At 67.0% G+C, this 22,975-nt stretch carries 22 protein-coding genes and 1 pseudogene; 12 read left to right on the forward strand and 11 right to left on the reverse strand.

The window, feature by feature from the left end:
• Positions 1 to 21: 21 nt before the first annotated feature.
• The 9 genes from AZL_RS16245 to AZL_RS16285 form a co-directional block, all read right to left on the reverse strand.
• On the reverse strand, positions 22 to 930 hold the full coding sequence (locus AZL_RS16245) for a DotU family type IV/VI secretion system protein (protein WP_063828241.1): 909 nt from the start codon (positions 928 to 930) through the stop codon (positions 22 to 24).
• A 16-nt stretch (positions 931 to 946) separates the two neighbouring features.
• The gene (tssK, locus tag AZL_RS16250) at positions 947 to 2,290 is read right to left on the reverse strand and encodes a type VI secretion system baseplate subunit TssK (protein ID WP_012975588.1); all 1,344 of its coding nucleotides are present in this window, start codon (positions 2,288 to 2,290) and stop codon (positions 947 to 949) included.
• 27 nt (positions 2,291 to 2,317) lie between these two features.
• On the reverse strand, positions 2,318 to 2,755 hold the full coding sequence (locus AZL_RS16255; protein ID WP_012975589.1) for a hypothetical protein: 438 nt from the start codon (positions 2,753 to 2,755) through the stop codon (positions 2,318 to 2,320).
• Positions 2,755 to 3,528, reverse strand: a complete 774-nt coding sequence (locus AZL_RS16260; RefSeq protein WP_042444056.1) for an SPOR domain-containing protein — start codon at positions 3,526 to 3,528, stop codon at positions 2,755 to 2,757. The genes AZL_RS16255 and AZL_RS16260 overlap by 1 nt, the downstream gene beginning before the upstream one ends.
• Positions 3,529 to 3,814: 286 nt before the next feature.
• A complete protein-coding gene (locus AZL_RS16265) occupies positions 3,815 to 4,357 on the reverse strand; it encodes an SPOR domain-containing protein (RefSeq protein WP_042444059.1) in 543 nt (180 codons plus the stop codon).
• Positions 4,354 to 4,953 carry a lytic transglycosylase domain-containing protein gene (locus AZL_RS16270; RefSeq protein WP_012975592.1) on the reverse strand — a complete coding sequence of 200 codons (600 nt, stop codon included), beginning with the start codon at positions 4,951 to 4,953 and terminating at the stop codon, positions 4,354 to 4,356. The genes AZL_RS16265 and AZL_RS16270 overlap by 4 nt, the downstream gene beginning before the upstream one ends.
• The gene (locus AZL_RS16275; RefSeq protein WP_158305986.1) at positions 4,950 to 6,962 is read right to left on the reverse strand and encodes a PP2C family protein-serine/threonine phosphatase; all 2,013 of its coding nucleotides are present in this window, start codon (positions 6,960 to 6,962) and stop codon (positions 4,950 to 4,952) included. The genes AZL_RS16270 and AZL_RS16275 overlap by 4 nt, the downstream gene beginning before the upstream one ends.
• Before the next feature lie 11 nt (positions 6,963 to 6,973).
• Positions 6,974 to 8,893 carry a hypothetical protein gene (locus AZL_RS36695; RefSeq protein WP_012975594.1) on the reverse strand — a complete coding sequence of 640 codons (1,920 nt, stop codon included), beginning with the start codon at positions 8,891 to 8,893 and terminating at the stop codon, positions 6,974 to 6,976.
• A 3-nt stretch (positions 8,894 to 8,896) separates the two neighbouring features.
• Positions 8,897 to 9,673 carry a hypothetical protein gene (locus AZL_RS16285; RefSeq protein ID WP_042444063.1) on the reverse strand — a complete coding sequence of 259 codons (777 nt, stop codon included), beginning with the start codon at positions 9,671 to 9,673 and terminating at the stop codon, positions 8,897 to 8,899.
• 275 nt (positions 9,674 to 9,948) lie between these two features.
• On the opposite strand from AZL_RS16285, the gene AZL_RS16290 reads away from it, so the two are divergent.
• From AZL_RS16290 to AZL_RS33485, 12 genes and pseudogenes are all read left to right on the forward strand, one after another.
• Positions 9,949 to 10,173 carry a hypothetical protein gene (locus tag AZL_RS16290; protein WP_042444065.1) on the forward strand — a complete coding sequence of 75 codons (225 nt, stop codon included), beginning with the start codon at positions 9,949 to 9,951 and terminating at the stop codon, positions 10,171 to 10,173.
• On the forward strand, positions 10,170 to 10,481 hold the full coding sequence (locus AZL_RS16295; RefSeq protein ID WP_083916183.1) for a hypothetical protein: 312 nt from the start codon (positions 10,170 to 10,172) through the stop codon (positions 10,479 to 10,481). Before AZL_RS16290 ends, AZL_RS16295 begins: the two co-directional genes overlap by 4 nt.
• 97 nt (positions 10,482 to 10,578) lie before the next feature.
• Positions 10,579 to 11,163, forward strand: a complete 585-nt coding sequence (locus tag AZL_RS16300; RefSeq protein WP_204367252.1) for a hypothetical protein — start codon at positions 10,579 to 10,581, stop codon at positions 11,161 to 11,163.
• 204 nt (positions 11,164 to 11,367) lie between these two features.
• Positions 11,368 to 11,910, forward strand: a complete 543-nt coding sequence (gene tssB / locus AZL_RS16305; RefSeq protein WP_012975597.1) for a type VI secretion system contractile sheath small subunit — start codon at positions 11,368 to 11,370, stop codon at positions 11,908 to 11,910.
• Between the two features lie 58 nt (positions 11,911 to 11,968).
• Complete coding sequence (tssC, locus tag AZL_RS16310; RefSeq protein ID WP_042444071.1) at positions 11,969 to 13,426, forward strand: type VI secretion system contractile sheath large subunit; 1,458 nt, start codon at positions 11,969 to 11,971, stop codon at positions 13,424 to 13,426.
• Between the two features lie 47 nt (positions 13,427 to 13,473).
• Positions 13,474 to 13,983, forward strand: a complete 510-nt coding sequence (locus tag AZL_RS16315) for a type VI secretion system tube protein Hcp (RefSeq protein WP_012975599.1) — start codon at positions 13,474 to 13,476, stop codon at positions 13,981 to 13,983.
• Positions 13,984 to 14,127: 144 nt separating this feature from the next.
• On the forward strand, positions 14,128 to 14,613 hold the full coding sequence (tssE, locus tag AZL_RS16320; RefSeq protein ID WP_042444073.1) for a type VI secretion system baseplate subunit TssE: 486 nt from the start codon (positions 14,128 to 14,130) through the stop codon (positions 14,611 to 14,613).
• 1 nt (position 14,614) lies between these two features.
• Complete coding sequence (gene tssF / locus AZL_RS16325; RefSeq protein WP_012975601.1) at positions 14,615 to 16,411, forward strand: type VI secretion system baseplate subunit TssF; 1,797 nt, start codon at positions 14,615 to 14,617, stop codon at positions 16,409 to 16,411.
• Positions 16,375 to 17,412, forward strand: coding sequence for a type VI secretion system baseplate subunit TssG (gene tssG, locus AZL_RS16330; protein ID WP_012975602.1), 1,038 nt, complete (start codon positions 16,375 to 16,377; stop codon positions 17,410 to 17,412). Before tssF ends, tssG begins: the two co-directional genes overlap by 37 nt.
• 215 nt (positions 17,413 to 17,627) lie before the next feature.
• A pseudogene (locus AZL_RS37010) lies at positions 17,628 to 17,750 on the forward strand (hypothetical protein); the annotation flags it as partial.
• Positions 17,751 to 18,075: 325 nt separating this feature from the next.
• Positions 18,076 to 20,169, forward strand: coding sequence for a type VI secretion system Vgr family protein (locus AZL_RS16335; RefSeq protein ID WP_012975604.1), 2,094 nt, complete (start codon positions 18,076 to 18,078; stop codon positions 20,167 to 20,169).
• Between the two features lie 10 nt (positions 20,170 to 20,179).
• Complete coding sequence (locus AZL_RS33485; RefSeq protein WP_148219444.1) at positions 20,180 to 20,872, forward strand: toxin-antitoxin system YwqK family antitoxin; 693 nt, start codon at positions 20,180 to 20,182, stop codon at positions 20,870 to 20,872.
• A gap of 18 nt (positions 20,873 to 20,890) precedes the next feature.
• Here AZL_RS33485 and AZL_RS16345 read toward each other — a convergent pair whose 3' ends face one another.
• Both AZL_RS16345 and AZL_RS16350 read right to left on the reverse strand, forming a co-directional pair.
• The gene (locus AZL_RS16345) at positions 20,891 to 21,280 is read right to left on the reverse strand and encodes a DUF4280 domain-containing protein (RefSeq protein ID WP_012975606.1); all 390 of its coding nucleotides are present in this window, start codon (positions 21,278 to 21,280) and stop codon (positions 20,891 to 20,893) included.
• Between the two features lie 123 nt (positions 21,281 to 21,403).
• On the reverse strand, positions 21,404 to 22,336 hold the full coding sequence (locus AZL_RS16350) for a hypothetical protein (protein ID WP_042444075.1): 933 nt from the start codon (positions 22,334 to 22,336) through the stop codon (positions 21,404 to 21,406).
• Between the last annotated feature and the right edge of the window lie 639 nt (positions 22,337 to 22,975).

The following is a 22,975-nucleotide window of genomic DNA, read 5'->3' on the forward strand; positions in this document are numbered from 1 at the left end:
GCCGCTCTCCCCGCCTCCGCCTCAGCGCGTCACGCGGACGGACGCCTGCATCACCGCGTCCGCCGCGCTCGACAGGTTCGCCGTGGTCACCCACCACATCGCCTGACCAACCACCAGCCACGCCCCGGCCAGGGCGGCCAGCACCACCGGCCAGCGCACGCCGCGCGCCAGCGTGCGCATCTGCCTGTCGGTCATGGTGTGGGCGTATGCGGACGGGATCAGCGTTCGCCCGGCCGGCAGCAGGCCCGGAGCGAGTTCGGACTCCCGTCCGGCGATGAACTCGAATAGGCGGGCGGAGATGCTGCGGAGTTGAACCGCGCCGCCGGATTCGCGGTAACGGCCCTTGAAGCCCAGGCCGAGCAATAGGAGATACACCGCGGCGAGCTGCGACAGCCGGTGGTCGTCGCTGGCCAGCAGCGCCTCCATGCGGTCGAAGACGCGCTCACCGGCAAGCCGGGTGCGGAACAGCGCGTGCTCCAGCAGCGCGGAGCGCCAGACCTCCCGCCCGTTCCATTCCACGTCGTGGATGAACAGGTCGTCGGCCAGCGCCGCCATGGCGTATTGCGCCTCGCGGTACTGGCTGATCATCAGTTCGGTGCCGGTGCGCGCGACCTGCGCCGCCTGGGCTTCCAGAAAGTCCTCCAGGCGGCGGATGATGATCTCCGCATCGGGTTCGAGCGGCAGCACCGGCGGGGCCGACGCCTCGCCCATTCCCGGCCGGGCCGCAAAACCGGCGGGCGCATGGCCGGCGGGCGCATGGATGGCCGACAGGACGAGCACGTCCTCGTTCAGAAAGGCCGGCAGGCTTTCGGGTGCTTCCGCGCCGGGTCCGGCGGCGGCCGGCCGGCCGGCACGGATGGCCGCACGGTGCCGCTGAATCTCGCGGGCGAAGGCGAGGACATGATCGACCAGATCCCGGCGGTGAAGCATCGTGCCAATCCTCAGGTCAGGCCGTGACGAACAGCGTGATCTCGACGGGCCGGAAGCGGCTGCCGATGCTGTCCGGGTTCCAGATTTCCAGCCGCTCGCCGGGGACGACGTAGCGGGGATCCACCACGACCTCGAACGGCACGACGCCACGCGGCGCGGCGACACCGGACTCGCCGCTGTCGTCGAGCGCGATGCGGTCGGCACCCTTCACCCGCAGGCCGGAGAGCGTCTCCAGCTTGGAATGGGAGGCGACGATGCAGTTCTCCATCCAGGCCGCGACCTCGCCCACGGTCGAGGCGGCCGGGCCGCGCACGCCGATGACCAGCCGGCCCTTCAGCCAAGCCTCCTCCATCACCAGACCGAACATCCCGGCCTCGAAGGTGAAGGGGATGCGGGCGACGCCTTCCTTGACGCGGTCGATCATGCGCAGGATGAAGTCGCGCACCTCGCCATAGGCCGACATCGGGTCGTCATGATCGTAGCGCGACAGTTTGGCCGGCACGGCGCCGTTGGCGAAGGCCGAGAGGTGGCCGGCCAGAGTGCACAGCGAGAGATAGACATCGAAGGGATGGCAGACGCCGACGGCGAGCTGCGCCTCCAGCGTCGGCAGTCCGGTGACGAGGCTGCGGATTTCGGCGCGGGCGGCGTCGGCCAGTTCGGTCGCGGCGTTGCCCGTGCCGACGCCGGAGCGTTCGGCCAGGAACAGCGCCTTTTCGCGCACGCGGCGCACGATCTCCCCCCCCAGACGGCCGAGCGCCGAGTTGGCGGCCACCGACAGCGTCGGCGGCACGAAGTCGGTCAGCACGAAGGCATCGTTGCGAAAGGTCGCCCGGCCGACGGGCATCGATACGAACTTCTGCGGCGGCTTCTGGTTCGGACCGGTGGTGGCGAACAGACCAAGACGCGGGCGCAGGCGGGCGATGGCCACCTCCTCGCCGCCGTTGAGGTCGGGAACCGGGCGCCCCTCGACCGAGAGGAAGCGCGAGACTTCGCCGGGCCCCGGCGCGCGGTCGGCAAGCGCCTGCGGAACGATCAGATGGATGGTGATCTGCGTCTGGCCGACCGGGTCGGCATAGGCGGAGATGTCCACCTCCAACGGTTCGGTGCGGTCGCCGGCGTAATGGACAACCAGCCCGTCGGGCATGATCGCTTCCAGCTCGCGGATACGCACCAGCCCGGACACCAGATGAACGCGGTCCACCTGAAGGTGCACGACGCCCCAATGGAAGGGGCGGGCATGGCCGGCATGGTAGGTCAGCAGCCGCTCGTTGCGCAGGGCCTGCTGCTGGAAGTGCTGCGGGGCCAGCAGCATACCGTCGTGCCAGGCGATGGCCTCGGGAATATCGCGCGCCTCGGTCATGCCGGCCTCCGGTAAGTGGCGAAGTCGTCAGGGGGCAAGTTCGACATCCTTGTCGCCGACGGTGAGAGAGAGCGTGCGCGTGTCGGGCACGCGCAGGCGATGCGGCCCGGAAGCGGCGTAGTTGGCGTAGACGAGGATCGCCCAGGCCGCCTCGCGATCCGAAGGGAGCTGGGCTTTAAGCTTCTGGCCGGGCACCAGTTCCCAGCTTGCGATATCCAGGGTGGAGGGGTGGTCGCGCCGATACTGCTCGCGCTTGGCGAACCAGTCGGCCGCGCTGAGGGTTAGGAGTTGACCGACCAGCGCCTTGTCCCTGATCGACACCACGTCGATGGCAACCGGCGTGCTGTCGTTGGCGGCAAGCGCGACGTCGAAAGACACCGTGTTCAACCAAGCCGCCGGCTTGTCGGCACACGCACCGAGAAGCAGGGCGAGGGCAAGGGCGGCATATGAACGTCGAAGGGGCATCAGGACCGTCCTCCCGGCTCGGCTAGGGTAACGATGGTGCCGGCCACACCGCTGGACCGCTTGATGGCATCCACAGCCGCGGTCGCCTCGTCGGGGGTGGCGAAACGGCCGCTGCGTACGGCGTACGGCATCGTGGCCCCACCGTCGGGCGCGTAGGACACGGCGGCGGAAACACCCCGCTGGCCGGCGGCGGTGGCGAAGCTCTCTGCGTTGGCTTGGTTGGCGAAGCGGCCCAGCTCGACCGCGAAGCTGCGCACGGGGGCCGCATCGCCCGCCTTTGTCACGTGGTCGAGCCCGTTGAAGAGACGGTCCTCGACGCCGTTCTCGACGCCATAGGACAGCTTGCTGCGCGCCTGGAAAGAGGCGCGGTTCACGGACTTGGTCACCGGCGCGGCCATCCAGGAGGGAAGAAAGCGACCAGCGGCGGCGAGCGTGCCCTGGGCAACCGGATCCAGCACCGTCTCCGTCACGCCCGAAACGGTGTCCGCGGCACGGTCAGCGGTGGCCTTGATCGCCTGTTCGGTCTTGAAACGGCGCGAGATTGAGTTCATGCCCAGAGTGTCGGCGACACCGGCAAACCGGCCCTCGCCGGCCAGAGCGGCGATGGGCGGGGAAGCGGCGGCCGGACTGCCTGCGGCAGGAGCGGCACCGGGGACCACGCCGGCGGCGACCTGCGTAACCAGCTCAGGTCCCATCATCGCCACGGAGAGTCCGACGCCCAACAGCATGGCGACAACCATGAGCACGGCAACGCCGATGGCCAGTCCGGCCATCTGTCCCCGCCTCAGCGTAATCGTCCTCATCGCCATCGCATCCCGAGCGAAATCCTGTTCCGAGAGCCCGCCCGCCCGGACCGTGGCAATTGAAGCATCAAGACGCCGGAATCACGCTCCCTGTCTGGTTCGTTCTGGCGTAGTCCGCGGAGGTGGACGGGAAGGCGTTCCGAGTGCCTATTTCCGGCAGGGGCGGAACTCCTCCTCCGGCGCGTTTCCACGCTGGCGGGGCTTACATCCAATGTGGAGCATTCAACGTCCGCCGCATGCCGCGAAAGACCACCGCTCAAGGAGGCGTGGCAGGGGAGGTTTCGCCGACCACCACGCCGCCGATCCCCGCGATTCTCTCATACTCCGGCCGGCGCGCCTCGGCTTGCCACAGGTCGGCGAAACTGCCGGCGCGTACGCGCAGCCAGGGCCGGCCGGTGGCATCGACCGCCTCGACGATGACCACGGGAAGACCGCGCTGCCGCATCACGCCGGCAAAGGACCTCGCATTATCGGGCGAGCGGAAGGCGCCCAGTTCGATGGAGTAGACCATGCCTCCCCTGACCGCCGCCGCAGCGGGCCTGACCGGGATATCGGCCGGCGGGGCTTCTCCGGACGCATCCTTGGCTTCCGCCGCCTTGGCACCGCCCCGGACGTCGGCTTGGCCGCCGGCCGGAGCGCCGGCCGAACCATTGCCATTGGCGGCCTCTGCGGGCGCCGGACCATCCTTGCCGGCTTGGGCGGTGACGCCCGGACGCCCGCCGCCGGCCAGATAGTAACCGCCGCTGAACGCCACCACGAGCAGCAGCAGGACCGGCACGGCGAGGAGGAGCTTCTTCATCGCCCCTCCGCCGAGACGGTCCTGGCACCGGCGCACACACCATCCATCGCCGCGGTTTCGCGCTGGTAGCCAAGGCGCACCCGCCAGCCCAGCACCCGGCAGAGATAGATGTCTTGAGCCTGGGGATTGCCGGCACCGGCATGGTAACGGCGCACCGCCTCGGTCCAGGAGCCATGGCGGTCGTGGAGCAAACGCAGGAAGGCCGCGGCGTAGGCGACGTTGGTCGCCGGATCCAGGATGTCCTCACCGAAGCTGAAAGCGCGCGCGTGCCAGCGCGTGTGCACCTGCATGCATCCGACCGCCATGTCGAGACGCAAGGCCCCCGCACCGTCGCCCATCAGCGCCAGCGCCTCGTCGCGGCTTGACGGGAAGACCGGGAACCCGTCCAAATTGAGAGCCCACGGCCACGTCGCGCCTCCACGGCCTGACTCGGTCATGCCAATGGCGTGCAGGATGCCGGCCGGGATGCCATAGGTCACCTCGTTCGCCGCGAAGTAGCTCTCGCACAGGGGCTGCGCCCGCGCGGTCCCCGAAAAAACGAACAGCACGAGAAGGGCGAATGCCGCCACGGCGCGGGAAAGCCTGCGGGCCATCATGCCCGCACCCGGACGGCGAGGCAGGTGCGGTCACGCGCCATCGGAACGGTGCGGCCGCCGGCGTGTTCGAACAGTGCCGCCTGCACGGCGGCGATCGCGCTGTCGGCCGAAAGGTCGTCGAGGCCGCCCAGCACATCGCTCATATGGGCGCGGCCGAATGGTACGTCGAAGCGGTTGACGCCGTCGAGCAGGCCCGACCCGCACAGGACGAGCGTGCTCGGCACCGGCAGGTCGAAAGCTGTCTCGGCGACCGTCTGGCCGGCGCCCAGCCCCAGCGGAGGGCTCGCCGCCACCGGCAGATCGACGACATCGCCGAGGCGGCGGGCGAGGAACGGAGCCGGCACGCCGGCGCCGGCAAAAACGAAGCGACGTTTGCTCAGGGTCACCACGCCCATCGCCAGCCCGGCCTGCAATCCCGCCGCGTTGTCGGCGGCGAGCAGGCGGTTGGCACCGGTCAGACAGGCGCACGGGCCGAGCCCGGCGGAGGCAAGCGCACGCACGGCGGTGCGAGCGGTCACCGTCATGAATCCGGCCGCCAGACCGCCGCCCGATACCTGGCCCAGCAGGACCACCAGCGTGTCGTCGTCGGCCAGGAAGAAGTCGTAGAAGCTTCCGTCGAATTCCGCCGCCGGCAGCAGCAGGCCGGCCGCCGTCAGGTCCGGGCGGGCCGGCAGGCAGGCAGGCAGAATCGCCTGCTGCATGCGGCGGGCGATCTCGAACTGCTTTTGGAGTTCCACCAGTTCGGTTTTCGTGTCGAGGGAGGCGCGGAGTTGCACGACCATGCCGTCAAGGGCGGCGTGCTGGCTGCGCACACGCTCCGCCATCACCTCGAAAGCGACCGCGAGACCACCGGCCTGGTCGCCGCGGCCGGTGACGGACTCGATACGGTCCAGATCTCCCAACAACTCCATCCGGCCCTGTTCGGGCAGCGTTTCGGCCATCCGCAGCATCTGCTTGCGGATGAAGGACTGCTGACGCAGCCAATGGCGGCCTCGCCTCGCCTCGGCATCCTGGAGGGCGCGGCTGCGGTTGCGGAACACCTCCACCGTGCGGGCGAGCCGGCCCGCCTCGTCGCTGCGCTCGGCCCCGAGCACCGCCACATTGGTGTCGCCGTCGGCCAGCGCCGACAGCGCCGACAACGATGCGTGGATCGGGGCCAGGGAGCGTCGGAAATACCATTCCAGCCCGAACAGGCTGGCTGCAAGCGCCGTCATCAGCACCAGAATGGCACTGGTGTCGAACAGGCTGGTCGCCATGTCCTCCAACGTGGACTCGCGCGCAACCACCAGCGCCAGCGTGGTGCCGCCGGCAGGATCGGCGAGGCGCAGGGTGCGGACCTCGAAGCTGCGGCCGGCGCGGTGGACCTTGGCGTGGTCCCCGCCGCCGCTGACCAGGGAGGGCTGGATGTCCTCCCAGGGCAAGGCGCCGGCACGATCGTAAGGCGCGCCATTGCCGTCGACCAGATAGGCCGAACCGCCGAGGACGCGGGCGAGGACCGTGAGGCTCGGTTGCACCGTCCGCATCGCCAGGATGACACGGTCGGCCGGCCGCGTCTCGCCGAAGGGCGCAGCCAGCATGTGCTGCACGGCGCCACCGACCACGACAAGGCCCGTATAGGCATCGTTCTGCGCCAGGACCTGGGCGACCCGCCGCTCGTCGATGAAACGCATATCGGCCGGCGTCGGCACCGATATCAGCGGCTGCACGACGCTGTTGACCAACGCCGCCGACGAGAAGCCGAGCAGCGGCAAGCGCGCCGCCGCGGCCTGACCGTTGTTGCGGTCCATCGCCGCGACCAGCAGCGGGTCGGCCGCCGCCCGCTGCATGGCGACGGCCTCTTCCTCCATCAGGCTTTCCCAAAGCCGCTGGGCGACGCGGGTCTCCTCCGCCGCACGACGTTCCGCGGTGCGGTCACCCCACAGCACGGCGAACAGGACCGCCGTAGCGAGCACCACAACCACCACGCCGGCAGCGAACAGGAACATCCGCCCGCCCAAACCGGCTCTCATCAGTCCCCTTCTCATCCCGCCGCGCTCCCCTCCACCGTGGCGGCCGGTACGGTCCGGCGGTCCAGCAGGACGCGCCGCAGCGCCAGGACCACCGGCGGCAGCACAGCGACCGTCACCACCAAACCGGCCGCGGCGACCCCCGCACTGCCGCCAAGCAGCAACGGCAGCCCCATTCCGACCAGAAGCGCCATGGCTCCGCGCGGGGCGACCAAACCACCATCCTCGCCGCTCGCCGCCAGCGCGGCATGCCCGGCACCGAGCGCCGCGGCAACGGCAAGCGCCGTGCCCGGCCCGGCCGCGGCGGAGCCCAACGCCAGCGCGCCGGCCGCCAGGGCGGTGGCGGACAAGGACAGCAGCACGGCGGTCGCCGGCCGGGGCAAGAGCGCCACCACCGCGATCGCCGCCAGCCACGCAGCACCGCCGTGGAACCAGATGAACTCCGCGCCTTGGCGGACGCCGGGCGCGCCGGCCACCTGCGGCACGGCGGCATAGGCCAGCGCAAGGCCGGTGACCAGCCACAGCGCCCAGCCCTTCGGCGCAGGCCGCCAGTCGCTCCACCAGCGATCGATGGTGAAGATTTGCGGCAGCAGGAGCGCGCGGCGCGCGGACGCGACCCGCTCCACGCGCAGGGCGACCAGCAGGCCGAGGGCCGCCGACAGAGCACCGATTCCCATCACCGGTCCCGTGCCGATGCTCGCGGTGCAGAGGATGGAGATTCCCGCTCCGGCGACCAGGCCCCCGGTGGCCGATGCCGCAAGATCGGTGCCGAGCGTATCGAGGATCGGACGGACGGTTTGGACCGGCAGGCCGGCGCCGATGCCGCCCAGAACCGCCGCGGCGAGCACCAGGTCGCGGCCGGGGTCCACCAGGATGGTCACCCCCCAGGCCACCAGGGCGGCGAGGGTTACCGCCAGCCCGTACCGGCCGACGACACGGGCCAAGAGGACCGCCAGGGCGACGCCCAGCGCAGTAGCTGCCAGCGCCGTGTCGAGAGGCAGGCGCTGGGCGGCGACACCGGCGAGGATGGACAGCGCCACCGCGGCGAAGAAGACAACCACATGCGGCAGCGGGCTGCCGGCGACAGGCGGCAAAGCGGCGAGCCGGTCGGGCGTGAAGCGGCCCAGCCGCTCGATGCGGGCGATGAGGGGCTTAACCTCCGACGCCGCATCCGGATTGTAGCTGAGGTCTCGCACCTCGGTCAGGTAGGCGTGCGCACGGGCGAAACGATCATTGACGCCGATCACCAGCCGGTTCATTTCCGTCAGCAGGCCGCCGATCAGCGTTTGGTCCACGGGCGGGGCGATCCGGTCGTAGACGCGCCGGGCCATCACCCCGTCGAGCCCGTCGGCATAGCCGAGCGGAACGACCAGCTGCGTGTGCACGAGCATGCGGAGAAGCAGCGCCCCACCGGTCAGCGCGATGGTCAGCGCCACCGCGAAATCGATGAGGATGCGCCGGGTGTTCGCCGGTTGCGCCAGGGCCTTCCGGCCGAGGATCACCTCACCGGATGGCGTCGCCCCGGTTCGCAGGGGATAGCGTTGCACCGACAGGTGGAAGGCCGACCAGTCGGTCTCGGCCGGGGACAGGCGCGCCGACAGGTCCGGCCGCCCGGTGGTCGCCTTCTGGAACAGCGTCTTCCCATCGGCGTCGGCGATCAGCACCAGCTCGATCTCGGGAACGATGTCGGACAGTTCCTCCAGATAGTCGTCCATGCCGGCCAGACGGTCGAGCGGCAGCCCAAGGCCGAGCGCCTTTTCGAGGTCCTGCACGAGGGCCTGGCCGACGATGTCGGTGCGCGTCGCCGTGCCTCGGTCGGCAAGGTTGGCCGCGCCGGCCAGCGCCGCCACCAGGGTGGCGATCCACGGAATGACAACGACGGCAACCAGCAGAGGAACGAAGCGGCGGACGGGGTGCTCGGATCCGAACAGCATCGCTTATGCTCCCGACGTGCCGCGGGGTGGCGCATCGTCGATGCGCGCCGCCTCTTCCTCGGCCTGCAGCAGCCCATGCAGGACCGCGCCAAGAGCCTGCCCCGCGGGGCGCGTGTCGGCATTGCCCGGCTCAATCCCCATCAGCCGATGGCACTGCGCCGCGTAGAACGCCTTTAGCTTCAAAACGGAACGATGGGTTTCTCCGACCAGCAAACGGGTGCCCAGCGCCGCCAGGACCGCGACCAGGATCAGGAACACAAGGGTGACCGTCGCGGTCTCGCGCAGCGCCGTCAGCACCTCGACCCGCGCGTCCTCCTGCGCCGAATGGCCAAGGATGGCACCGCCCACCGCGCCCAGGGCGTCGAGCACCGGCACGCCGATGACCATGCCGTCGCGACCCTCGTGGCTCCACGGCTCCGCCGGGGCGGTTCCGACGGCGCCGATCCACGAGGCCGGAACCGTAGCGCCGACCATTTCCCGCGCCGTGCTGAAGAGGATCGTGCCGCGCGCGTCGACGACGTACAGCGCCACGCCGCTGCCGACGCCGGTCGCCAGTTCGATACGGCGCTGGAGGTCGCTCTGGTGGGCGAGCGGAATTCCGATGGTGGCGCGTTCCGCCGCGGCCGCTGCGACGCGGTTCGCCAACGCTGAGAGGCGGGCGGAGATCTCGCTGGTGTGTGCCTCGGCAACCGCGTTGTGGAAGGCGAACAGGGTGAACACCTGACCACCGACCGCGCAGAGCCACAAAACGAATGCAAGGCGCCCGAAACCGAAGAGCATGGCTGGCCTCCTGGCTCGGCTATAGCCGGATTCCGGCGCCGGACCCCCTGAAGATTGACCCATGTTGGTTCGATCTGTTTTTGCGGCGGCGGCGGCGGTGCGGTATACCCTCCGTCGCGGCGCAGGCCGCACTCAGGCTTTCTCCGAGGGCACCGCCATTGACGAAGCGTCGGCCGCGGTGGCGCGGCCGGGTGTCGTCGGCGCACTACGCTGGACAAGGCGCGCGACCGCACCGTGTATAACCTGCTGCCCCAGGCCGAACTCGTTCGGTTCGAGTGCTGACCTCGGGCGGATTGCCGGTCTTCACGGTGGAGCGGCAGGTGGAACCGGGATACCGGCCGACGCTGAGCCGCCGTTACGTCCATGTCCTCGCCCCCCTGCGCGGCGGGGCGCGCGGCCTGTTCCGGGCCAGGACGATCGACAATGTGATCCTGCGCACCGAGGCTTCGGTTCCGGTGCACGGCTACCTCAAACCTTGCATTGACCGGTCAACCCTTTGAGCTTGGACAAACGCCTGCGGGCGGTGCTTTCACACTTGGGCAGCGAGGCGGCGGGCGAGCGGGTCGCCGCCCTGGCGGCACTGGACCGGTTGCTGCCCGCCGGTCAGACGTTGCAGGAGGTGATCGAGGTCGGGCTGTTCTACCTCGACCGCCGGGCGGTGGACGTATCGCCGATCGAGGAACTGGGCCGCCTCCGCAACGCGGCGCAGGCCGCCGCCCGCCGCGACAAGCGGCAGCGCGACCGGATCGCTGCGCTGGAGACGGCGATCCGCGATGCCCTCGTCCAGCTTCGGCAGCCGCAGGACTGAGCCTTACAGGTCATTCATGGTTTCACCCATACTCCGGGGCTGTCCATTGTCCTCCTTCGTCGTGCCCTGCCAGCATTCCCTGAGATCGGCCGTCGAGGTGGCATCCGCCGTCCGCGGCATGACATCATCACAGCTCCTCCGGGCATTCCTGACGGTCATCAGCCCCAACGTGCTGGAAGCCCTGCCGGATCCGGGAGAACCCAACCCGGTGGACGTGTCGTACCGGCAGGTGACGCTGAAGAACGGACGAACGCGGCGGGTGCGCGTGGTGCCGCAGCTGAGGGTGCGCTATCCGGTCCGCCTGGAACACGCAACGGTCCGCAAGGCGGCGTGGGCGGCGGCGACCATCGGCTCGGCCGATGGAGCCCGTCTGATCACGTCGGGCGAACTGGCTGCGGTGGAAACGGAGATGTGCCGCTGCCGCCTGCGTCTGGAACAGTTGTCATCCGCGCTGGAGACGTTGGCCTTCCGTCCGCTCCAGCAGCCGATTCACAAGCCCTGGCAGGCGACCTACGTGATGGGTTTCACCCACGAGTGGGGCCTCGATCCGCAGACGGTCAACAGCCGCTTCCGCACTTTGGCGCCGATCTACCATCCCGATACCGGACTTCTGTCGAGCGCGGAAAGGATGAGCCAGCTGGTGGAGGCGCGCAATTTCCTATTGCGTCACCTGCGCCGGTAGGCTCCTACCGGCTCAGGGCCTCCCGCTGGAATGGAGCGGGCCGAAAGGCCGGTTGCGGGGCAATACCTCCGAAACGGAGGTGTTCCCAGGGGATGCCAGCCAATTGGGGCCGATCTCGGCTGGCTAAGATTGATCGCACTCCGAATGATGGCGGTGCTAGCGCGGCGCAGGGCGCGCATGGATCCATTGCGAGGTGGTGAGGTCATGTCCGAGAGCATCCAGAAGAAATTGGAGAGTGTCCGTCCGCCGCGCGTCAAGCTGATGTACGAGGTTCACACCGGCGGCGCCACCGAGATGAAGGAGCTTCCGTTCCTCGTCGGCGTCCTCGCCGACCTGAGCGGCAAGCCGGAAAAGCCGCTCCCGAAGCTGAAGGAGCGGAAGTTCGTCGAGGTCGATCGCGACAATTTCAACGACGTTCTGGCCTCCACCGCTCCACGGCTGGCGTTCCAGGTCGACAACAAGCTTCAGGCCGACGGCGGCAAGCTCAATGTGCTGCTGAACTTCGAGGACATGGGCGATTTCGAGCCGGTCCAGGTTCTGAACCAGATGCCGGCGCTGGCCCGCCTGTTCGAAGCCCGGCAGAAGCTGTCCGATCTACTGGCGAAGCTGGACGGCAACGACGAGCTGAGCGGCCTGCTCAACGACGTCATTGCCAACACCGAGCAGCAGGACGAGCTGAAGAAGCTCCTCGGCCCCGCGGAAACGGCGATGGCGCCGGCTCCCATGGAAGAGCCCCCGGCCGCCTGACGGCCACCCGGCCGCCGATACGGAACGCATTCACAGGAGTGCCCAAGTGACCACGGAAATGTCCGTTGAGAGCACCGCCAGCGTCAACCTGCTCGACCGCATGATGGTCGAGGGCAAGATGGCCCGTGAAGTGGGTCAGCGGCCCTACGCCCGCGATCTGCTTGCCGAGTTCGTGGACCAGGTCGTCGCCGAGACCGGCGACGCCGTCGCCATCGACGTCGTCGAGGCGATCAACCACCGCATCGCCCAAATCGACGAGCTGATCAGCCTTCAGCTGAACGAGATCCTGCACCATGAGGAATTCCAGAAGCTGGAAGCCACCTGGCGCGGTCTGAACTACCTCGTTACGAACACCGAGGCCGGCACGCAGCTGAAGATCCGCGTGCTGAACACCTCGCGCAAGGACCTGCAGAAGGATCTGGACAGCGCGGTCGAGTTCGACCAGAGCGCCCTGTTCAAGATGGTCTACGAGGCCGAATACGGCACACTCGGCGGCACGCCCTACAGCGTGCTCATCGGCGACTACGAGTTCAGCCGCCATCCGCAGGACATGTCGCTGCTCGAGAAGATCTCGAACGTCGCCGCCGCAGCCCACGCGCCGTTCATCGCCGCCGCCTCGCCCAAGATGTTCGACATGGACAGCTTCTCCGAGCTGGCCGGTCCGCGCGACCTGTCGAAGATCTTCGAGACCGCCGAGATGGTGAAGTGGCGCTCCTTCCGCGCATCGGAAGACTCGCGCTACGTCGCCCTCGTCATGCCGCACACGCTGCTCCGCCTCCCCTACGGCCCGAAGACGGCGCCGGTCGAAGGCGTGAACTTCGTCGAGGACGTGGACGGACGCGACCATTCCAAGTACCTGTGGGGCAACGCTTCGTGGGCGCTCGGCGTGCGCATCACCGAAGCCTTCGCCAAGTATGGCTGGACGGCGGCCATCCGTGGCGTCGAGGGCGGCGGCCGGGTCAGCGGCCTGCCCACCCACACCTTCAAGACGGATGAGGGCGACGTCGCCCTGAAATGCCCGACCGAGATCGCCATCACGGACCGTCGCGAGAAGGAGCTGAACGACCTCGGCTTCATTTCGCTGGTGCACTGCAAGAACACCGATTACGCGGCGTTCTTCGGGGGCCAGACGGCGAACAAGCCGAAGGTGTACAATACCGACGAGGCCAATGCGAACGCGCGGCTCTCGGCGATGCTGCCGTACATGCTCGTGTCGTCGCGTTTCGCGCATTACCTGAAGGTCATGCTGCGCGACAAGATCGGCTCGTTCGTCACCCGCGGCAACGTGCAGAACTACCTCAACACCTGGATCGGCAACTACATCCTGCTGGACGACGACGCCTCCCAGGATATGAAGGCGCGCTTCCCGCTGCGCGAGGCACGGGTGGACGTCTACGAGGTGCCGGGCCGTCCCGGCGTTTACCGCGCCAACGTGTTCCTGCGCCCGCACTTCCAGCTTGAGGAACTGTCGGCCTCGATCCGGCTGGTTGCCGAGCTGCCCGCGCCGGAAGCCTGAACCAGGTCCCGACCGTCCAAAGTCATCCACTTTAGGAGTTTACACCTATGTCCATGGTCATCCTGGAAATCCCCGAGGTCAGGGGCGAGTGCCGGGTCAAGACGAAGCAGGTCGACTTCACCAACATGATCCTCTGCGAATCGCTCTCGCAGGATATGGAAGTCGAAATGGAAGTGACGACGAATGCGCGGCGCACCGTCCACACGCCGAAGGTCAACAACATCACGCTGGACCGCAAATGGGACATTGCGTCTCCCAAGCTCATCAGCCTGTTGCTGCGGGCCGGCGTGAAGGGCGAGACATGGAAGATCCATTGTGTCAAGCCGCTGGGCGACGACGAGTTCCAGTGGGTCGAGTTCCTCACCCTGGAGCTGACCAACCCGCTTCTGGCGAAGCACTCGCTGAACGTCAGCGAGGGCGACACTACGGAGAACCTGGAGATCAACGCCACGAAGATCACCTGGGTCTACAAGCAGTACGACGAGAAGCAGACCAACCAGGGCGGCGGCGGCGTCTCGTTCGATCTGCTCACCGGCGCGGTCGGCGGCGCCAGCTGATGGCCGTTGGCATGGATCCCCGGCATCCGCCGGGGCCGTGCTGCTGCGGAAACGGTTGCCCCCACCCTCGCCATGCAGGGCAGGGCAGGGGCGGGCGTTGCAACGCTCCGAGCGATCGGACGTCAAAGAATCGGAACCCCGGCGATGACACAGTCCAAGGCGATGAACGGCGGGCGCACGCTGCTCTTCGAGCGCCTGATCGATTTCGAGCCGGAAAACCCGTCGGCCGACGATCCGTCCATGATCGTCATGTCCATGACCGACCTGACGGCCTCCATCCAGCGCGAAATCCGGCGCTTGCTGGACAGCCGCGCCGCGGGCGGACGCCGGTCGGACATCGGCGGCACCGTGATGGAATATGGGTTGCCGGACTTCGGCGACATCCACCCGCGCTCCTTCACCGATCGCCGTCGGGTGGAGACCGCTGTCCGCCATGCCATCCTCGATTTCGAGCCGCGCCTCCTCCGGCCGCGCATCGTGGTGACGCCGGGCGAAGGCAACGGGACGCTGACGCTGGAAATCACGGGTGAAGTGGCCGCCGGAACCGTCGTCGAACCGCTGATCTTTTCCGTGAATCTGGGGGCCGCACCCCTGGCGCCAACCGCCTGCTTCGCCGCCGGGACCGGTTGACATGCGGCGCGAGGATCTCCTCGAACATTATGAGCGCGAATTGCTGTACGTCCGCCGGGCGGGCGAGGCGTTCGCACGCAGCTACCCGAAGATCGCCCGGCGTCTGGCGCTCGGCCCCGACCAGGCGGCCGATCCCAACGTCGAACGGCTGATCGAGTCCTTCGCTTTCCTGACCGGACGTCTGCAACTCAACCTCGACCGCGAGTTTCCGCGCTTCACCGAGGCGTTGCTGGGCATCCTCCACCCGCAGCTGGTGGCGCCCGTGCCGCCCATGGGCATCGCCCAGATGGAACCGGCGCCGGGCAACGGCCAGCTCACCGACGGCTTCACCGTGCCCCGCGGCACGGCGCTGCACGCGCTGGCGGAAGGATCGGCGCGCTGCCGCTTCCGCACGGCCTACGATGTGACCCTGTGGCCGCTGGCGCTGACCGAGGCCGCGGTGGAGCCAACCGAGCGTTACGACTTCATCGACGGCGGCGAGGCGGCCTCGGTCCTGCGCCTGCGGCTGGAAACCCGCAATCAGGTTTTCGAGAACCTGCCGGTCGAAAGCCTGAGGCTGTTCCTCAACGGCGAGCCGGTGCTGAATGCGGCGCTGCACGAGTTGCTGCTGTGCGGCACGGTGGAAATCGTCTACCTGACGCCCGGCAAGCCGCCGGTGCGGATGCGCGGCGACGATCTGATCCGCCCCGTCGGCTTCGAACCCGACCAGAGCGTACTGCCGCATCCGCGGCATGCCCAGCCGGCCTACGGCCTGCTGCGGGAATATTTCGAGTTCCCGCAGAAGTTCGACTTCTATGACCTGGCGCTGCCGCAAGGCCGGCTGTCAGGAACCGTGGTGGAGGTGCTGATCCTGGTATCGCGCCCATTGCCCAACCGGCTGACGGTGCGCCGCGACTGTTTCCGGCTGGGCTGCACACCGATCGTCAACCTGTTCACGCGCTCGGCCGAGCCGGTGCGGCTCAACCACAAGCACACCTCCTACCGCGTGGTGGCCGACGCCATGCGCGAGCGGACCACCGAGATCCACTCGGTGCTGGAGGTCACCGGCATGCGCGACGCCGACGGCGCGCGCCGGACCTATGTGCCCCTGTTCTCCTTTCAGCATGCCAGCGCCGATGCCGACCCGCGCGGCTTCTGGCTGGCAACGCGCGAGCCGACCCAGCGCGAGGACATGCCGGGCACCGACGTCTATCTCGGCCTGCACCACCTCGACCTCAATCCGGCGGAGCCGGCGGACGAAACGCTGCTGGTGCGGGTTGCGTGCACCAACCGCGGTCTGGCGGAGCAGATGCCGGCCGGTGCGGTGCTGATGATCGAGGAGGCGGCGCCCATCGCCGCCATCCGCTGCCTCAACAAGCCGGCCGCCGGCCGTCCCGCCCCGATCAGCGGCATGTCGGCGTGGAAGCTGGTCTCGCACCTGTCGATCAACCACCTCAGCCTGACGGGCGATCCGGAAGGGTTGCGGGCGCTCCAGGCCATCCTCGGGCTCTATGCGCAGGAAGAGGCAACGGCGCAGAATCAGCTGCGCGGCCTGAACGCGCTGTCGTCGCGGCCCGTTCTGCACCGCATCGGCCAGGATGCCTGGCGCGGCTTCGTGCGTGGGCTGGAGCTGACCCTGGACATCGACGAGCGCAATTTCGTGGGGGCGAGCCCGCTGGTGTTCGGCGGCGTGCTGAGCCGCTTCCTCGGCCTCTACGTCAACGTCAACGCCTTCGCCCAGCTCCGGCTCCGCTCGGTGCAACGAGGAGGGATCTGGAAGACATGGCCACGCCTGGCAGGCAATCAGCCCGTCCTTTGATCGAGGCGCTGGAGGCCGGGCCCTGGGGGTTCGACCTGTTCCAGGCCATCGCGTTGCTGGAACGCGCCGCACCGGACCGCGAGCCTCTGGGGGCGGGCATCGACCCCGATCGCGAGGCCGTGCGCATCGAACACGACGCCACCCTCGCCTTTCCAGCCAGCGACGTGGTGTCGGCGCGGCGGGATGAGGACGGGCGCGGGGTCGTGCGCTCGCCGGTGCTGGGGCTGGGCGGGGCGGGAGGCCCTCTGCCCTATGTCGCCACCGAGATGATGCTGGAGCGCGTGGCACGCCGCGACACGGCGGGCGCCGCCTTCTACGACATCTTCAACCACCGTATGATATCGATCCTCTACCGGACGCGGCAGGGCAGCCTGCCGTTGCTGGAGCGCGATCCAGAGCGATCGCTGTTGGCGCGGGCGCTGCGTTCCCTGGTGGGCATCGGCACCGCCTCCCTGGAAGAGCGGCTGCCGGGTGCGCCGGACCGCATGCTGCTGGCCTTTTCCGGCATTCTGTCCTGCCGGGTGCGCTCGGCCGCCGGGCTGGAAACGATGATCGGCGCCATCTTCCAGGTGGAGACGCGGGTCAAGGGGTTCGTCGGCCGCTGGCTTCCGCTGGGCGAAGAGGCGACGACCGTCGTCAGCGCCGGGCGGCGCGGACGCAACAACCGGCTGGGTCGGGACGTGGTGATCGGAGGGCGCGTCTGGGACCAGCAGACCTGCTACGAGATCGAGCTGAAGGTGGACTCGCTGGAACGGTACCGCGACTTCCTGCCCAGCGGCCGCCACCACGCCACACTGTGCGCGCTCGCCCGCTTCCACAGCGGCGAGGGCATGGATTTCCAGATCTCCCTGGTGCTGAGCCCGCCGATGGTGCCGCACACCCGCCTCTCGGCTTGCAACGGCAGCCTGCTCGGCTGGACGTCCTGGCTGCGCTTCCCCAACACGCCAAGCCGGACAACCGGCCGGCTCACCCTTCCACCCGCGATCGGGGGCACTCCGTGACCGCCGACATCAAGACCCTGATCGGAAAGCTCGACCGCGACGGCCGTAAGGTGCTGGAACGCGCAGCCGGGCCGTGCGTGTCGGACACCGATTACGACGTCGAGGTCGAACATCTTCTGCTCTATGTCCTGCACGCCAACAGCGGCGTCGTGGTCGGGATCCTGCGCCAATATGAAATTGACGCGGCACGGATCGAAACCGAGTTGAACGCGGCGGTGAAGCGGTCGGTCCGCCACATCCCGGCGCGCCAGCTTCCCGACAAGGCGATCAGCGTGCTGGACACCGCCCGCGCGCGGGTGGCGGTAGCCCGCACCTCCAAACCCGAAGCCATCGAGGCGCTGGAGCGAGAGGACCAGATGCCTGCCCGCGACGCCGAGCGGCTGGAGCGCGAGGCCGGGGCGGCGCTCGATGCAGTGGTGCGGCGGGCCACGCATTCCGATGCGGGCGCCCGTATGATCGACACGCTGCTGTCGGAGTTCGTGATGCCCGAAGTGGCTATGCGGATCCTCGACCAGGTGGCCGCCGGCCGGCCGGTGGGCGCGATCCGGGTCGATTGCGACAGCGACGGGCGTTTCACCGTGACCGTCGCCCCGGCCACCGGAGCGGCGGAACCGGCGCTCGCCCGAGCGGCCGCGGAACGAGAAGAGGCTGCACGAGGGAAGAATGAGCGAGCGTTTCTCACAGGCCCAACAGCACCTGTCGATCTCGACTCCGTTAGGACCCGACAAGGTGATCTTGCGCAACATCGCGGGCGAGGAACGGCTCTCGTCGCTCTTCTCCTATCGGGTGACCATGATCTCGTCGGACGACGACATCGATTTCGACCAGATCGTCGGCAAGCCGGTGACGGTGACCCTGACGCTGGGCGACGGCACCACCAAACGCTACATCAACGCCATCGTCGGCCGCATCGAGCTGACGCACATCGACGACCGCGATTTCACCGCGCATTACGAGGCGGAACTGCATCCCTGGCTGTGGATGCTGACCCATTCCGGCGATTGCCGCATCTTCCAGGAAAAGACCGTGCCGGAAATCGTCGAGGCGGTGATAGGCTCCGCCGGCACCATCAAGAAGGTGCTGAACGGTACCTATCCCACCCGCGAATATTGCGTTCAGTACCGCGAGACCGACTACAACTTCATCGCCAGGCTGCTGGAAGAGGAAGGCATCTTCTATTTCTTCGAGCATGCCGACGGCAAACACAGGCTGGTTCTGGGCGACGGCGATAGCGCGTTCACCACGAGTTCGCTGGTCTCCGCCTACGAGTATCGCGGGCACGAGGCCTACGACAACGAGGACAACGTTTTCACCCAGCTCGGCGTCGAGCGGCGGGTGACGACCAAAAGCGTCGGGGTGGACAGCTATCACTTCGAGACGCCGTCGACCGACCTGTACGCCATGGCGGAGGGAACATCGGGAACCGGCACGATGAACGACTACGCGGTGCGCCACACCGTGTCCGCCGACGGCGAGCAGATCGCCCTGGTGCGTCAGCAGGCGCTGGCCTTCTCCGGTCAACGCATCCGCGGTGGGGGGAGCTGCCGCGGGCTGGAAGCCGGCACCAAGATCACCATCTCCGGCCACCGCAAGGATTCGCTCAACGCGGAGATGGTGCTGAACTCCGTGCGCATCGAGGGGGCGACCAACCGTTTCGTCACGACCTTCACCGGGTTCCCCTCCGCCCATCCTTTCCGCCCGTTCAACACCGCGCGGAAGCCGCGGATCCACTCGACCCAGACCGCCAAGGTGGTCGGCAAGTCGGGCGAGGAGATCTGGCTCGACAAGTATGGGCGGATCAAGGTGCAGTTCCATTGGGACCGGCTCGGCACCAACGACGAGAAAAGCTCCTGCTGGGTCCGGGTCGCGCAGGGCTGGGCCGGCAAGAACTACGGCATCATGTTCTTGCCGCGCGTCGGGCAGGAAGTCGTGGTCACCTTCCTGGACGGCGACCCCGACCGGCCGCTGGTGACCGGTGCCGTCTACAACGCCGAGCAGACCGTTCCCTATACTCTGCCCGACGATTCCACGAAGTGCACCATCAAGACGCAGACCTCGAAGAACGGCATGGGTAAGTTCAACGAGATCCGCTTCGAGGACAAGGCCGACAACGAGGAAATCTTCGTCCAGGCCCAGAAGGACATGAATATCAAGGTCCTCCACGACCTGACTCGCTTGGTCAAGCATGACGAGGTCGAGACGATCGAAAACGACAGCGCCATCGATGTCAAGAACGACCGGACACTGACGGTCAGGAACAACCATTCGATCACCGTGTCCGAAGGCAACGAGACCCATGCGGTTTCGAGGGGCACCCGCGACCTGTCGGTCAAGGGCAAGGAGACGCACGTCAACGACGCCGACTTCGAGCACAGTGTCGACAAGAACTACGCGCTGACGGTCAAGGGCAACCTGACCATCGACGTGACCGGCGACATCGTGATCAACGGCAAGTCGATCAAGCTGACGGCGACCTCGGCGGACATCGGCATCCAAGCGGCGACCGGCATCGGGATCAAGGCCGGCACGTCCCTCGACGTGAAGGCCGGCGCCGCGACGACCGTGACGTCCGGCACGAACATGAAGATCGACGCCGGCATGGGCGCCACGCTCAAGGGCGGCACGACGCTGGACCTGAAAGCGGGGCTGGCTCTGACAGCCGAAGGCCTGTCCAGCACGGTCAAGGGGGCGGCGTCGGCGGAAGTGAGCGGTGGCGGCATGCTGACGCTTAAAGGCGGCGTGGTGATGGTGAACTGAGATGACGGACATGGGGGCTTCAACCGACGCCACCGAGGCCGGTGGACCGACGGAGATCAAGGTCGAGGAGCGCGACGCTTACGGGCGTGTCATTCAGTCCGGGCGGCTGATGGACGGGGTGTTTGACGGCGATTTCATCCGTTATGGAGAGACCGGGCGGCCGGCGATGCGTACCCGCATGCGTGGCGGCGCCATGCATGGCGAGACACGCCACTATGACGACGACGGCAACATCGTGCAGGTGGCCGACTATGTGGACGGCGTTCTGCACGGCACATCGACTTTCTACACGCAGGCGCGGTTGATCTGCCGCATGAGCTACCGCTGTGGCGACCTGGAAGGGTTGTCCGTCTATTTCGCCGCCAACGGCGCGGTGTCGGCAATGGTGCAGTACCGTGCCGGCAAACGCGACGGCGAGGCGGTCTTCTACAGCCCCCATGGCGCGGTTCTGCGCCGGGAGACCTATGCGGCGGACCGTCTGCACGGCCCCGCGACGGGCTTCTTCGAGGGGGGAGCGGTCAGCGAGAAGGCATTCTTCAAGGACGGGCTGCTGGAAGGGGAGTTCCTACGCTTCTTTCCATCCGGCATGGTGATGCAGCGCGGCGTCTATCACCAGGGCGTGCTAGTGGAACCGCTGCGCACCTTCGCCGAGGGCGGGAAAGAGACCGCTGCCATACCGCCCCCGAAGCCGCAGGACCGGTAGCGCCCGGAAGACCGGTTCTCATGGGATCATTTCGGTGAACTGACCGGGCATCGTGATCTGAATAACGCCGCCGAAGGAGCACATGCACTTCGAATCGCCGTTGAGCGCCGGCACCTTGCCGATCCGGACGGCCGGACAGCCCGGCACCCAGGGTGCTGCCGTCATCGGCGTGCAGGGCATGGGGGTCAGCACGCCGAGGGCCGCCGCGGTGGCCGCCGCCACCGCGGGGTTGGCCATGCTCATGCACATGCCGAACGGCATGACATTGAGAAAGGGGACGTGGTCCATGATGTTCGCCGCCGGCATCTTGGAATTCATCGCGCGGTTGGTGGGAAGCACCACGAGGGTCGACGGCGCGGCACCGAAGCTGCACGTCGTCATCGCTGACATTACGGCCTGCATTCCCATTACCCTTCCCGGAAGCTTTCGTTCCGCACGCACAGTCGATTTATCTGTTTTGGATCGATTTCCTATACCCGCATTTTCGTCAATTCCATGCCGTCGTCCCGATAGACCACGGCTGTCCGCCGGTCAGACCCGCACCTTGGAGCTTACCGTCTTCACCAGCGCGTCTGCCGCCTCCAACCCCTTGCGCAACTGCTCCACGGCGGCGAGGAACTTCAGTCCATCCTTGCTCAGCTTGATCCTTTCCAGTTGAAGGTCGTTATAGGACGCCATCTGGCGGTTATAGCTATCGACGATCGCCTTCAATGCCTTGTGGTTGTCGAGGGCGCGCGCGACTGCCCTTGCGGTGTCCCCGCCATCGCTCGCCTTGGCGTCGGCACAGTCCGTCTTTATGGCCTCGTAGAGCTTCTTGCACTCGGCCAGCTTTCTTTGAAGAATTCGGATGTCCTTCGCCCGGTCGTCGGTCTCCTCCTGATCGCGCACCTTTCGGCTGGCCTTCGTGAGTGCGATTTCCTCGTCGATCCGGCGGTCGGTCAGCGCCAAGATGCGCCTCTGAAAACTGATGACGTCCTTGAGCTCGGGTTCTTCGTCGACCAGATCGCGCAACGACTTGGAGACCTGATCATGCAGCTTTTCCAGATCCGGAAGCGACTTCGAATCGATTGCGAAAATCACCCGATCCTTCTTCTTCTTCCTGTTGGTGATTTCCTGGGAAAGCTCCGTCTCGATCGTATCGAGCGACTTGATGATGGCAATGACCGGTGCCGGGACGTCGTTGTAGGTCTTGACCGCAACCTCGGCGTTCTTTTGGATGCTAGCGATGTATTTCAGGATACTGGCAACGTCCTTGTCTGACTTGAAGTCCTTCAGCGTCGTTCCTGGCGCGCCCCCGTCCCTCAGGACCTGAACCCGGCGACCGATCTCCTTGGCCGCCTCCAAGATCAGGTCAGAGAGTTTTTCGATGTTGGTCAGGGCATTGACTCGCGATTCCAAAAGGTCGCGAGCCTTGCTGTCGAGGATGGCGAATTCCTTTTTGTATTTTTCGAGCGCCTTGGCCATCCTGTTACTCCGAAGTTGCGGTGAGAGCGTGCGCGATGCTAGACTGAAGCCGTGCTTGGCAGCACCGGAATCCGGTCCGAATTGAACCGTTTTCTGGACTCGCACGACCCAGACTGTGAACCAGCAGCCAACCGGACCCCCAAACCGACGCACCACAATCATCTGAAGTGGTTGAGAAAAACTCTGCTGAGGTGGGGTCCCAATCGGCGTCGATTGGGACCCCACCTTGGTGGGAAAAATTCATTCATTTATAAAGGGCTACATTGGTTCTGATAGGGGTCCCGCTTCCAAGCCGATTCACAGCTGCTGGTTGACACCTACACCACCTCGCGGGACACAACCCAGTTTTCCAACAGATCGACTCACCGATTATCTCATCCGATAGGAATCGGCTACAGTATTGACCGGTGACGAGAGCGGACACCCCATTGCAGCGGCTCCGGCCGCAAGACAGTGCCGACTAAGGGCGGGTCGATGGACTTGTCCACTCCATGCGACCGGACAGGATTTTTCCACGTTCCCGAAGAGAAGGATTTTCATCAGGGTCCCACAATTAATTGAATATGGAATTATTATCACGAACCGATGCTGACGAGAATCCCAGTTACATATGGATGAATTTGCGGCTCTATGATATAT

The sequence above is a fragment of the Azospirillum sp. B510 genome (assembly GCF_000010725.1).
In the GTDB taxonomy this organism is placed as follows: Bacteria; Pseudomonadota; Alphaproteobacteria; order Azospirillales; family Azospirillaceae; genus Azospirillum; species Azospirillum lipoferum_B.

Bases quoted from the DNA above. Each gene is read 5' to 3' on its own strand.
- AZL_RS16245 (WP_063828241.1), bottom strand. From the start codon at position 930: ATGCTTCACCGCCGGGATCTGGTCGATCATGTCCTCGCCTTCGCCCGC.
- tssK (WP_012975588.1), bottom strand. From the start codon at position 2,290: ATGACCGAGGCGCGCGATATTCCCGAGGCCATCGCCTGGCACGACGGT.
- AZL_RS16255 (WP_012975589.1), bottom strand. From the start codon at position 2,755: ATGCCCCTTCGACGTTCATATGCCGCCCTTGCCCTCGCCCTGCTTCTC.
- AZL_RS16260 (WP_042444056.1), bottom strand. From the start codon at position 3,528: ATGGCCGGACTGGCCATCGGCGTTGCCGTGCTCATGGTTGTCGCCATG.
- AZL_RS16265 (WP_042444059.1), bottom strand. From the start codon at position 4,357: ATGAAGAAGCTCCTCCTCGCCGTGCCGGTCCTGCTGCTGCTCGTGGTG.
- AZL_RS16270 (WP_012975592.1), bottom strand. From the start codon at position 4,953: ATGATGGCCCGCAGGCTTTCCCGCGCCGTGGCGGCATTCGCCCTTCTC.
- AZL_RS16275 (WP_158305986.1), bottom strand. From the start codon at position 6,962: ATGAGAGCCGGTTTGGGCGGGCGGATGTTCCTGTTCGCTGCCGGCGTG.
- AZL_RS36695 (WP_012975594.1), bottom strand. From the start codon at position 8,893: ATGCTGTTCGGATCCGAGCACCCCGTCCGCCGCTTCGTTCCTCTGCTG.
- AZL_RS16285 (WP_042444063.1), bottom strand. From the start codon at position 9,673: ATGCTCTTCGGTTTCGGGCGCCTTGCATTCGTTTTGTGGCTCTGCGCG.
- tssB (WP_012975597.1), top strand. From the start codon at position 11,368: ATGTCCGAGAGCATCCAGAAGAAATTGGAGAGTGTCCGTCCGCCGCGC.
- tssC (WP_042444071.1), top strand. From the start codon at position 11,969: ATGTCCGTTGAGAGCACCGCCAGCGTCAACCTGCTCGACCGCATGATG.
- AZL_RS16315 (WP_012975599.1), top strand. From the start codon at position 13,474: ATGTCCATGGTCATCCTGGAAATCCCCGAGGTCAGGGGCGAGTGCCGG.
- tssE (WP_042444073.1), top strand. From the start codon at position 14,128: ATGACACAGTCCAAGGCGATGAACGGCGGGCGCACGCTGCTCTTCGAG.
- tssF (WP_012975601.1), top strand. From the start codon at position 14,615: ATGCGGCGCGAGGATCTCCTCGAACATTATGAGCGCGAATTGCTGTAC.
- tssG (WP_012975602.1), top strand. From the start codon at position 16,375: ATGGCCACGCCTGGCAGGCAATCAGCCCGTCCTTTGATCGAGGCGCTG.
- AZL_RS16335 (WP_012975604.1), top strand. From the start codon at position 18,076: ATGAGCGAGCGTTTCTCACAGGCCCAACAGCACCTGTCGATCTCGACT.
- AZL_RS33485 (WP_148219444.1), top strand. From the start codon at position 20,180: ATGGGGGCTTCAACCGACGCCACCGAGGCCGGTGGACCGACGGAGATC.
- AZL_RS16345 (WP_012975606.1), bottom strand. From the start codon at position 21,280: ATGGGAATGCAGGCCGTAATGTCAGCGATGACGACGTGCAGCTTCGGT.
- AZL_RS16350 (WP_042444075.1), bottom strand. From the start codon at position 22,336: ATGGCCAAGGCGCTCGAAAAATACAAAAAGGAATTCGCCATCCTCGAC.